The following is an 11,067-nucleotide window of genomic DNA, read 5'->3' on the forward strand; positions in this document are numbered from 1 at the left end:
TTAAATCAACAGGCCGCTAGCGCCAAAGCGGCTAATATGCTGAAAGAGCTTTCGACGGGCTCGATGCGAGCGAGTTTCACTGTGTTCCACGCAGAAAATTTTGCGACAACAGAGAATAAACGCTGTTTTTACGGGATTTTCTCGGTTGTGATCCAACGAAGAGCATTCGTATACTCCGCGAGACTCTTATTAACGGGATATGACGCTTTTGGTCGGCAAGGAAGCCACCACCGATACACGTTTGACCAGGTTCAAGTGGACAACACACGAACCTGAGAGGACCGCTGCGCTTTCACGTTTCTCGAATCCGGCCCGACGCTACAGGATTTCGGTGATCGCATTGTTCGTGATGGCAGCGTGGTTGCCATCGATAGGCAATGCGTTTGACCCTGATGCCGGTATCCCGAATGCCGGTATCCTGAATGCCGGTATCCTGAATCCCGGTATCCTGAATCCCGGCGTGATGGCTGCCAGTACAAATCAGGTCAGTGCAAATCAGGTCAGTGCGGAACCGGTCCGCGTCAGCGGAAATGTGATCTATCGCTGGGCTATTGGCACATCACAGGCCTCGTTGTTAGAGGGCGATTGTGTGTTGCAACATGGCGACAAACGGATCGCAGCGGAATCGATTTTGGTGATCGTCAGCGGTGATGTCGGCCAGGTGCGCAGCGAAGTCGTGGCGGATGGCATTCATCTGCCCAATGGAACCCGTTCGGGCCCTCGCATCATCGAATTTGTGACGCTGATGGATCCCGAAGTCCAAGCGCCGCTGTACCGTGGTGCTCCGGATCAAACGCCTCGCTTGATGCAGTACCGGAAACCATCCAAACCACCGCGGCTAGGATTTGGTGCCAGCACGGTCGCGCTCGCAGCGGGCGAATCCACATCAGGAAGCGTCACCCATGCGAATGGCACCGAATCGTTTGGCAACAAATCGATAGGTTCTGTCCAACAAACCCAATATCAATCCTCACCACTTCAACAACCCAACTTTGCTGATCCGGTCTTTGCCGACCCGGGTATCAATAGCGGTGCGTTCCAACGGGCACAGCAACCCGAACAACAAGTGTTGTCGGGGCCAAGCAATTGGTCGGTCTCGCCCACTCAGGTTCCACCGCAAGTCAGTTTCGACGTTGCCCCGGGAACCATGTTGCCGTCGGATGGCTTGGCCAATTCGCCGCCCCCGATCACGATGTCCGATGGAGCGACAAGCGGTGGATTTCAATTTTTTGTCGGCGGCGGAACACGCAGCGTGGAAGTGCTGGCTCGCGGATCGACGATGCCACCCCAACTCGAAACGATCAACCGCCCCGAGTTGGGTGAAACGCTAATCGTTGCCCGTGGCGGTGTGACCGTACTCGTTCGCGACGTCACCGCTCAATTGCCGAGCGGCGAACTGATGCAGTTAGGCACCGTTTCGCTGTCGGCCGATCGCATCGTCGGTTGGCTTCCGCTTGTGACCAACCTATTTAACGGATCGACGGACCTGACGCAGGCGCAGGGCGAACTGTACCTCGAAGGCGACATCGTTGTCCGTCAGGGCGAACGAATCATTTACGCCGAATCGATGTATTACAACATCGCCACCGAACAAGGAATCGTGCTCGATGCCGAAGCGATCACGACGATCCCTAGTTATCAAGGGATCGTTCGCTTGAAAGCCGATGTGATGCAGCAGGTCGCGCGAGGCAACTTTGTCGCGTTCGACGCCGCAGTCACAAGCAGCCGGATGGGCGTCCCACGGTATTGGCTGCAGAGCGAACAATTGCAGCTGACGGATCGCAGCACCACTGTTGCCGATCCGATCACCGGGCTGCCGACGGTACGCCGCGATCCATTTGTTAGCAGCCGAGACAATTTCACGTACTTTGGCGGCGTGCCCATTTTGTATTGGCCGCGGTTCGCCACCTCGCTGCGTGAACCAACGTTCTATCTGAGCGGTGCGAGTGCGCGAAACGACAGTATTTTTGGCACACAACTGCTGCTGGACTTTAACTTGCTACAAATCCTTGGCATCGATAATCCGCCCGAAGGTTTGAAATGGGAACTTTCGACCGACTATTTAAGTGATCGCGGCCCTGCATTGGGAACAACGCTGAACTATCAATTGCCAGGACTGTTCGGCGTCCCCGGCCCGACAAAAGGCTATTTTGATGCTTGGGGAATCGACGACGATGGGACCGATACGCTCGGAGGCGACCGTAAAAATCTAACCCCCGAAGAAACCTATCGTGGCCGTGTGTTTTGGCAACATCGACAAATCATGCCGAACGATTACGAGCTTATTGCCGAGCTGGGATTCCTGAGTGATCGCAACTTCCTAGAACAGTATTACGAACAGGATTGGGACCAGAAGAAGAACCAGGACACGTCGGTGCGACTTCGTAAGTACTGGGGCAGCAACCTATTGGAACTATCTGCGCAAGCCCAAGTCAACGATTTCTTCCAAGAAACCGAACAACTGCCGTCACTCGACCATTACTTGATTGGTGGATCGCTGTTCGCAGATTTGTTTACTTGGTCGGCGCACAATCAGATCAGCTATTCACGATTAAACGCTGCGGATATTGCCACCGACCCAGCCGAAGCCGCCGCCATGTCGACGCTTCCCGGCGAACAACAAAGTTCGGGGGTCGTCGCACGCACACGGCAGGAATTGTCGTTGCCGGTTCAAACAGGCCCGATCAAAGTGGTTCCCTACATTTCCGGCGAAGCGGCTCACTATGGCGAAGCAAGCGATGGCGATTCGTTGACCCGTTTATTAGGCCAAGGCGGCGTTCGAGCAAGTTTGCCAATGTCGCGAGTCGATCCCACGATCCAAAGCAGTTTGCTGAACATCCGCGGATTGGCACATAAATTGGAGTGGAAAATTGACTACTTCTACGCCGACAGCGACACAGCGCTCGACGAGTTGCCGTTGTATGATCCGCTGGACGACCATTCACAACAACAATTCCGTCGCCGCTTTATTGTCAGCGATTATGCCGGCATGCTGCCAGCGACGTTTGACCCACGAACCTATGCACTACGTCACGGCACGCAAAAGTATGTGGTCAGCGGTAGTGATGTGATCGCCGACGATTTGCAACAAGTCCGACTCGGACTCGATCAACGTTTCCAAACCAAACGCGGTTTGCCGGGGCTCGAACGGATCGTTGACTTGTTTCATTTCAACACCGATGTGCTGTTGTTTCCCGAAGCGGACCGAGACAACTTTGGCGAGACCATTGGCCCAGCAACCTTTGACACGGCCTATCACATCGGGGATCGAGTCAGTTTGCTAAGCGATGGCTACTTTGACTTTTTTGATTCCGGCCTTCGTTCGGTCAGTGCGGGCGTGCGAACCAGTCGACCGGGCGTGGGCGACATCTACCTCGGTTTGTTGTCGCTCGAAGGGCCGATCAGCAGTACGGTGTTCCGCAGCACGATGGATTATCGTCTGAACGAAAAATGGCTGGCGTCGTCCGGGATGACCTACGACTTTGGTGACACCGGCAACATCGGCCAATCGTTCGGGATCACTCGAATCGGCGAATCTTTTTTGGTTCGCATGGGGATCAACGTCGACAGCGGACGAGACAACGTCGGCTTCGGCTTTACGATCGAACCTCGTTTCTGGCCATCCTCGCGATTGGGCAATGTGGGTGGACAATTGATTCCACCACCGGGCGTCGAGGGGCTTGAGTAATGCAATTCATCCGAACCTGGGTTATGAAGTTCGCGGTCGCGTTCCGAGGACTGGGTATCTCGCTACGCGATCAATCCAGTCTGCAGGTGCACGCGGTTGCTGCAATCACGGTGCTGACGCTGGCCGCTTATTTACAGTTTGATTGGTGGCGTTGGGCGGTGTTGGTTTTGGCGATCACGGTGGTCATCGCTGCCGAGCTAATGAACACAGCCATCGAGCGACTTGTTCGCGTGCTGCATGCGCAGCGTCATCCTGAGATCGGAGACGCACTGGACACCGCTGCCTCCGCCGTGCTGGTGACCGCAATTGGCGCGACCGTCGTCGGCGTGATTGTGCTGCTGTAGACGTTCAGTCCTTTTTCAAAGCTCGAATTTGAAATAGCGGAACTCGTCAACGGCTTGTCGAGTTATTGATCCGCGACGCGCCGGCGGCCGGGTCCCACGCGATACCCGGTGCGTTACGGCCCACGGCTCACCAGTGCGATTTGAATTTGGATTAAATCGTCAAGCTAGCTCGTTTGGTCGACAACCCAGGATCGGTAACCGTCGCTTGCCTCGGCGATCGGCAACATGATGATTTCGGGTTCATCATAGGGATGCATTTTCGCTAAACGCTCTTTCAGCTTCGGCCACACCGCAAGTGTGCTTTTGATCATCAAACGATACTCGGTGGCCAGTTCCACGTGTCCGTCCCAGCGATAAACACTCTGGATAGGACCATCAATTTGCACGCACGCGGCAAGCGATAGGGTAACCAATTCGGTTGCCAAACGTTTTGCGTCCGCTTCTAATTCAACGGTCGAGATGATCAGAGCTAGAGTGGATGAATCGTCCATCGTTTATTTTCCCTCGGCCAAAATCGCGTAAATTACTAAGCATTGATTGTAGTTCGCACTCGATTCACAATGGGTGAATCCATCGCACGAATCGTTTCATTCTTGAATTCCCGAGCCCGCACATGATCATTCGCTACTTCTCCGCCGAACGCCTGCTCGGTTTTATCGCGTTCACGCTGATCGGCACGACGCAAACTTTTGCGCAACAACCAAGCAAACCACAGCAACTCGATGTTTCGGAAGCTCAAGTCTCGCTGATCCACAACACCTTTATCGCTTCGCCGATTTCCGGCGTGGTCGAGAAGGTGCTGGTCAAAGAAGGGAACACGGTTCAACCGGACGCGTTGTTGATCCAATTGGACGACCAACGTTTTCGTACCGAATTGGAAGCGGCCGTTGCGGCTCATCAGGCGGCGAAGCTGGAAAGTGACAGCGATGTCGACGCTCGCCACGCTCGTCGTGCCAAAGAATTTCATGTTCGTCAGCTGGAACAATCCAAGCAAGCCAATTCGAAATTCCCGGGGGCAATCAGCGATTCGGAAGTCGAGAAACTGCGACTGGTCGTCGATCAAGCCACCCTGGCGATTGAGCAAGCCGAACATGAACAACAAGTCGCCATTGCTCACACCAGCGAAAAGTTAGCGGCCGTCAAAATTGCCGAACAACGCGTTCGCAATCATGCGATTCGCGCCAGCGTCGGAGGCCAAGTTGCCGAGATTACCGTCCAACCAGGTGAATCGGTCGAATCAGGCAAACCGCTGATCCGTGTCATCTCTCTGGATCCCATTCGCGTGGAATGCTTTATCGATGGGCGAAAATACGGCTCGGAACTGGTTGGACGACAGGTGAAATTTGTTTGCGAAGAACTCCCTCGAGCCAACGATGCTTCCGATCGGGCTGCCGAATTCAGCGGCAGCGTGACCTTTGTTTCCCCCGAGGTCCATCCGGTCACCGGTCAAGTCCGCTTATGGGCTACCGTCGATAACCCGCAAACGCGACTGCGAAGTGGGTTGCGAGGCCGATTGGTGATCACTGCCGAATCGATCTAGTCGTTTTGTAACGACACATTATCAGATTCGGTTCTTAGCCGACGCCGTTCGCGACGTTCGGATTGCTCCATTTCTGGTGATCGAACAGTAGGAGCAAGATTAAGAGTGGCTTGTTTCGGAACTAGTGATGGGGATAGTACCCATGATGTCCGTACCATCGGGAATGCAGCGGGCGACGATAGGTATGGTGAATATCACTTGAATGCGAAAAGCCATACAACGCCGTCTCGAGCTGACGGATCAACGGGTTCGCTTCGGACACGATCACTTCTCGCATGTGAGCCATCGCGTAAAAATCGTTCGTGCGAGCCCCATCATAACCCTGATGGTGTAGCTCGCCGTACAAACGAGAAAACAAAGATTTGGCTTGACGGACATCGCTCTTGATATGCTCGAGCAACCCCGTCGATAGGCGATTCTGCTCGGCTGCTTCGTGCAGTATCGTATGCATGTGGTGTTGCAAACGATCGACTTGATCGACATACCCTTCGATCGAATGCGAATGTTCGTAGTCCTGAGACAATTTGTGGGCGTCTTCGTGCAGATGACGAGCGACCTTGGCCAATTGGTCCGCATATTCGTCCAATTGAGCGATATTAGGAACATGAGGCGCCGAATGCCAATAATCGTGCCCCCAATCACCTCCATGTACCGGGCCGTGATACGGCTGCGAATGCAGATATTGCGGCGACGTGGATACCTGGGCATCGGCTTGGCCAGAGGCAAATGCGACCGATAACAGGGTGGCGAGAGTGAACATACGTGACATCGTGAAAGCTCCAAAATCATGGGTTGACGGATGGGAGTTTCACAACGCATGAACGATGCCAAACGGAAAAAACGGCGTTTTCCTCGTGTTTCACGCAAGCGACCTCAACGAACGCCATCGCTTTGACGACACCCAGGAGCGGTCAAACTGATGTCACTCGTGACTGAGATTGAATGATGCTTGGATGACGCGGGGATCAGGACGGCGCCAACCAAGCTTTGATGTCATCCGTACTGGGAAGATCACATTGCCGGAACTTGCTGATCCGGCCATCGGTATCGTCGTACAACAACATCGTCGCGGCCGACAATTCCGAAGCCATCGGCGTGTCGATCAAGAGTGCAGAGTCCGATGCGTTCATCCGTCCCAGGACTCGCAGTTCCAAATCGTGCTGAGACGCCCGCGGCAACCAACGAGACAATGTTTCTGCTGATCCGCTGATGACGATGGTAAACACATTAACGGCGGGCCCGTCCCGCAGACACTCTTGCAATGCGGTGGCGCCGCTGACCGCACTCGCCGCGGCATCGAGCGAAAAATTGAACGATTCATCTTGTCGCAAGTCACGAAAACGTTCGAGCGGATCGAGGACCAAAATGATGGGCGGAAAATCGCCCTCTTCCTTCATCCGTTCTTGCACGATCCCATGGATACGAACGATCTCGCTTTCGACGTCGCGAAGCTTGATGATTTTCGACCGGACTCCTGACTCACCCAACCACGGTGCCACGGACTCGCCGTCATCGACACGCGCACCGTCGAAATAGATCACCTCGGTACGCGGATCAGATTTATAGAAACTGGCGACACAGGTGGCGATGACGGCGGGCCGCGAATCGGCTGGGGCCATCACCAATAGATTGCGTCCGGTGTCACGAGTCAATTTCACGGCGACCGGAGGCCCGATTTCGACAGCTTCACCAAGCAGTCCGTAGAGTGATTTGTCCTCAGACGTGGGCACCACTTGGTTTGCCAGTGCCGGGGTCCAGCGACAAGGCCGGTTGCCCTCGAACACCACCGCCGGAGGCAGCGATTGGACGTAGCCCTGATCTCGTGTCGCAATTGCATGCAGCATCTCGCGGTGAGCGGAACCGGACAACCACGCGACTTGAAACGGTTGGTTGCCTTCGATCAAACCACCGGCATCATTGTAGATTGCTTCACCAGGCCGGTTGATCAATCGAGCCGCGGTGTTGTCATCGGCGAGAATCAACGCGGCGTCGGCTTCACTGCACTGCATCGCGATCCGCACGGCCATTTGACCGAGCGTTGCCCGTGGCAACGAATAAGCGCCTGCCAACGATTGGCTGCTCAAAATGACATGCATCCCAAATGAACGACCTTGGCGGACCAAGCGATCCAACAACATTGCACAATCGCCTGCCAAGCGGTCATCACGAATGAACAGCTCTTGAAACTCGTCGACGACCAACATGATGCGAGGCATCGTTTGCCCGCTCTTTTTGCGATATTCCCCTAGCTCCTGAACCCCAGCTGCCCGAAACTTCTCGCCTCGCTGCTGCAGTTCCTCATCTAAACGCTGCAGCACACTGCGACCAAATTCCCGTTCACTCTCGATTCCGATGACCCGGGCATGTGGAAAGCTCGCGTCGGCATACGGTTTAAACTCGACGCCTTTTTTGAAGTCCAGCAGGTAATACTGCAACTCATCAGGCGTATAGCGGTACGCCCCCGACGTGATGATCGCGTGCAGCAGCGTACTTTTTCCTGATCCGGTTTTCCCGGCAATCAACACGTGTTGACGGACGCCTTCGCCTAAATCGAGCGGCAGATGTCGATTGGCTCCCTGGCTGCCGATTGGAATATTGATGCGGTCGGCGGTCGAGCCACCGGCGGCTTGGCTGTCTTTTAGAATATCCGCCAACGGTATTTCGACTCGTGATGCGGCGACTGCCGCTTTGCCGACTTGATCAACCATCGCCGACCGCAACTTGATCGGCGGTGAAGGATCGGGTTCAAAGGGCAAATCATCCAAACCATTCTGAATGACTCGCCATTCGCCATCGTCGTTCAGGTCGATCCGCAGCAGTTTATCGGTCTTCGGCAATGGGGTTTCCGACGGCCAAGGCTTGGATTTGTCACAAACGATGACACAAAAAATGCCACAACGCAGCCCGCTTTCGAGAAGCGCCTGCAGGTGTTTGTAGCCATCTCGCGTCAGCCCCTCGGGGAATCCAATCGATGCGATCACTCGATAGGGTTCGGCCATCGACCCCGCGAGTTCGTTGTAGTCTTCGATCCGCTGAAATCGATCTCGCAAACTCGATTGCAATACATCTTCGACGTGTTGCGCGATTTCGCCAAGCCGCTCGGTGATTTGTGTTTCGCTTGTCCAAACGCGATGTCCGACCAACGATGGGTCGTGATCGGTCAGCGCCATAAAGCTGGTAAAGTTCTGGCCGCGTCCCACCGGGTCAATCAACGTCAACTTGGCTCGACCGGGTGCCGAGCCGGTCAAAACACGCCACAACACTTGGTGAGCGACATCAATGGCTTGATCGAACGCGGATGAGTTTGCCGAGATCAACAAACCACAATGCAGTCGACGGTGCAGCACGACCGGCAACGATTCGGGGACGTTGATATCTGCCAACGTCATCGAATTACCCGCCGATTCGGTGGACCCAGGCGACAAATTGTTCATTGTAGTCGGGCTTCCATTTTGACTAGCCGACGTATCGAGAACATGGCGTAAGCGGCGATCCACCTTCAATCGTCCGACCGGAATAAAGTCGGTTGTCGCGGAGCTCGGGCAATCGCCATCGACCACGTCTTGCCAATCGGGGAATCGGGAACGCACACGCGTCGTGCTCTCGGAAATACGGCGGAGCCCACGCTGGACACCGTTTTCGAGTCGCTCGACCAAACGAGTGCGTTCCGCATCCCGTCGCTCGGCTGCGGCGAGTCGCTGCTGGGTCAACGTTTGTTCGGTATCGGCCAAATCGGTCGATATACGACTGGCCAACGAATCGGCTTTGGCCAGCATCGTTTCGCTAACTCGATTCCAGGCCGATTTGTATTCATTGTTGGCGTGGCTGAGCGCTCCGAGCAACTTTTGTTTGGCTTGTTCGCGTTCGGTATTAATCGTTTGTTCGAGCAGGGTGAGTTGTTCGGTCCGCCAACGAGCCGCAGCTTCAAGATGGGCATCACGTTGATTCAGCAGTTCCACCTCAGCTTCTTTGGCAGTCCGAGCCGCAATTTTCCGTCCCGCTTCGGCTGCTTCTTCTGCCGCCTCGGCGATTCGTTCGACCACCGGATGCAATTGACGCGTCATCCGTTTTAGCGGCATCATCAGCAGCAAAAAGATGGTGAATCCGATCACTCCTGCGATAGGGACCCCGGCCGCCATCGGTATCCACGGCGGATCGAACTTCATCATCAACACCGCCAGCGCCCAGATTACGATAAAGACACCAACGCCGGCGGGCAGATAAAACGAATCGACGATTTTGGACGCCGCCCCGGTCTGCATTTGCGCGACGGTTTGTTTACAGCGCCGCGTCAATGTATCGATCGCTTCGAGCGATTCGCGGACATCGTGCGGCGCGGGCAACCGCTGATTGTCTTCGGGCGTTTCCGCCGGCGGCACTTCGGGAAGCCGATCCAATCGTCGCAACGTCAGCGCTCGAGCCCATTCCAAGTCGCCATAAATCCGATTCAGCGATTGATCGATCTGTTCAATTTCTTTGTCACGGTGGATACCGGGTTTGTCTTTGCGTTCGTTGTATTGATGGTGAATCGCAGTACAGCGTGCTTTGACTTTGCGTTCGATCGCATCTTTCCAGACACTCGCTTTTTTGCGATAGACCGCCCCGAGCCGATTCAGTTCTTGGCGGTTTTTGATCGCAAACGCTTCGTATTGGCTCGTCAGCTTCTCTTCTTGTTCGTCCCACTCCACCAACATGCCACGACGCAGATGCCGACAAGCATCCGTTTTAACCGCCCGCTGCGAACCCAACGTCGTTTCTTCGTTTTCGCTTTCCTTGGCATGCCGTTCGACCAACGATTGATGTTCTGCCACGCTCGAGCGAAACCGATCTTCCAATCCCTCCAACAAACGACGCTGGCGAATGGGATTTAACAGTCCAGCTGGACCAACCGATGAATCTTTCATTGTTCGCAGCGTTTTTGAAGGGGAGATAGACGGTTCTCGGGGCCAGTCATCACATCATTCTAACCTGTCTGGACTGCCCGCATCATCTTTAAGTGCCTCATCGGCACGCCGAATCACGTCACAAAACTCTTGCAATGCCGCCGACACGCGGCTCAAACTGGGTCCGATCGTCGTCAAATGCTGTTGCTCGAATTGGCGACAACGATCATCAAGCCAATCCTGGCGAACCTCGCTCCACAGCCGCGAAAATTCGGTGAAATCTCGCTTGATTCGATTTTCCGCGTCCTGGATAGGACCTAGTTTGATTGCCATCACACGTCCGACGAAGGATTGAAGGTCCGCAACATCTTGCGTCCCTTGTACAGATTGAATACGTCTCCGGGCGTCAACGGCCGCGTTCGTCCTGCGACCGCTTGGTCGATCGTTTCCAAACCATCGGTCACGACGACACACTCGGTCGAGTCGCGAACCGCCGTGAACACGCCCGCTTGTTCATCCAAGAAAAAACCAAGCAGCGCCGGTTTGATCTCTTCGTATTCTAATGCCTCGAGATGCTTGACGTTAGTCCTTCAGTGGCGTCGTTGTTGAGCG

8 protein-coding genes are annotated in these 11,067 nt (G+C 54.8%); 3 read left to right on the plus strand and 5 right to left on the minus strand.

Annotated elements, in window-relative coordinates:
* Nucleotides 1-331: 331 nt before the first annotated feature.
* Both RMSM_RS28805 and RMSM_RS28810 read left to right on the plus strand, forming a co-directional pair.
* Nucleotides 332-3,688 carry an LPS-assembly protein LptD gene (locus RMSM_RS28805; RefSeq protein ID WP_160168401.1) on the plus strand — a complete coding sequence of 1,119 codons (3,357 nt, stop codon included), beginning with the start codon at nt 332-334 and terminating at the stop codon, nt 3,686-3,688.
* 23 nt (nt 3,689-3,711) lie between these two features.
* Complete coding sequence (locus RMSM_RS28810; protein WP_008705626.1) at nt 3,712-4,032, plus strand: diacylglycerol kinase; 321 nt, start codon at nt 3,712-3,714, stop codon at nt 4,030-4,032.
* A gap of 164 nt (nt 4,033-4,196) precedes the next feature.
* Here the strand turns inward: RMSM_RS28810 and cutA are convergent, their stop codons facing one another.
* Entirely contained in the window at nt 4,197-4,523 is a 327-nt protein-coding gene (gene cutA, locus RMSM_RS28815) for a divalent-cation tolerance protein CutA (RefSeq protein WP_008705629.1), read from the minus strand.
* Nucleotides 4,524-4,645: 122 nt separating this feature from the next.
* Between cutA and RMSM_RS28820 the strand changes: the two genes are divergently transcribed.
* The gene (locus tag RMSM_RS28820) at nt 4,646-5,572 is read left to right on the plus strand and encodes an efflux RND transporter periplasmic adaptor subunit (RefSeq protein ID WP_008705631.1); all 927 of its coding nucleotides are present in this window, start codon (nt 4,646-4,648) and stop codon (nt 5,570-5,572) included.
* Between the two features lie 121 nt (nt 5,573-5,693).
* On the opposite strand, the gene RMSM_RS28825 is transcribed toward RMSM_RS28820, so the two are convergent.
* From RMSM_RS28825 to RMSM_RS28840, 4 genes are all read right to left on the minus strand, one after another.
* Nucleotides 5,694-6,341 carry a hypothetical protein gene (locus RMSM_RS28825; protein WP_144058042.1) on the minus strand — a complete coding sequence of 216 codons (648 nt, stop codon included), beginning with the start codon at nt 6,339-6,341 and terminating at the stop codon, nt 5,694-5,696.
* A gap of 196 nt (nt 6,342-6,537) precedes the next feature.
* A complete protein-coding gene (locus RMSM_RS28830) occupies nt 6,538-10,476 on the minus strand; it encodes an FtsK/SpoIIIE domain-containing protein (RefSeq protein ID WP_008705634.1) in 3,939 nt (1,312 codons plus the stop codon).
* A gap of 54 nt (nt 10,477-10,530) precedes the next feature.
* Nucleotides 10,531-10,788 carry a hypothetical protein gene (locus RMSM_RS28835; RefSeq protein WP_008705636.1) on the minus strand — a complete coding sequence of 86 codons (258 nt, stop codon included), beginning with the start codon at nt 10,786-10,788 and terminating at the stop codon, nt 10,531-10,533.
* Nucleotides 10,788-10,976 (minus strand): hypothetical protein, encoded by a 189-nt coding sequence (locus RMSM_RS28840; protein ID WP_008705638.1) that lies wholly within the window; start codon nt 10,974-10,976, stop codon nt 10,788-10,790. The genes RMSM_RS28835 and RMSM_RS28840 overlap by 1 nt, the downstream gene beginning before the upstream one ends.
* Nucleotides 10,977-11,067: the final 91 nt, after the last annotated feature.

The organism is Rhodopirellula maiorica SM1 (genome assembly GCF_000346295.1).
Lineage (GTDB): Bacteria > Planctomycetota > Planctomycetia > Pirellulales > Pirellulaceae > Novipirellula > Novipirellula maiorica.

What these genes read in the sequence shown, in the direction of transcription:
- RMSM_RS28810 (WP_008705626.1), top strand. Translation starts at nt 3,712, where the DNA reads ATGAAGTTCGCGGTCGCGTTCCGAGGACTGGGTATCTCGCTACGCGAT.
- cutA (WP_008705629.1), bottom strand. Translation starts at nt 4,523, where the DNA reads ATGGACGATTCATCCACTCTAGCTCTGATCATCTCGACCGTTGAATTA.
- RMSM_RS28820 (WP_008705631.1), top strand. Translation starts at nt 4,646, where the DNA reads ATGATCATTCGCTACTTCTCCGCCGAACGCCTGCTCGGTTTTATCGCG.
- RMSM_RS28825 (WP_144058042.1), bottom strand. Translation starts at nt 6,341, where the DNA reads ATGTCACGTATGTTCACTCTCGCCACCCTGTTATCGGTCGCATTTGCC.
- RMSM_RS28830 (WP_008705634.1), bottom strand. Translation starts at nt 10,476, where the DNA reads ATGAAAGATTCATCGGTTGGTCCAGCTGGACTGTTAAATCCCATTCGC.
- RMSM_RS28835 (WP_008705636.1), bottom strand. Translation starts at nt 10,788, where the DNA reads ATGGCAATCAAACTAGGTCCTATCCAGGACGCGGAAAATCGAATCAAG.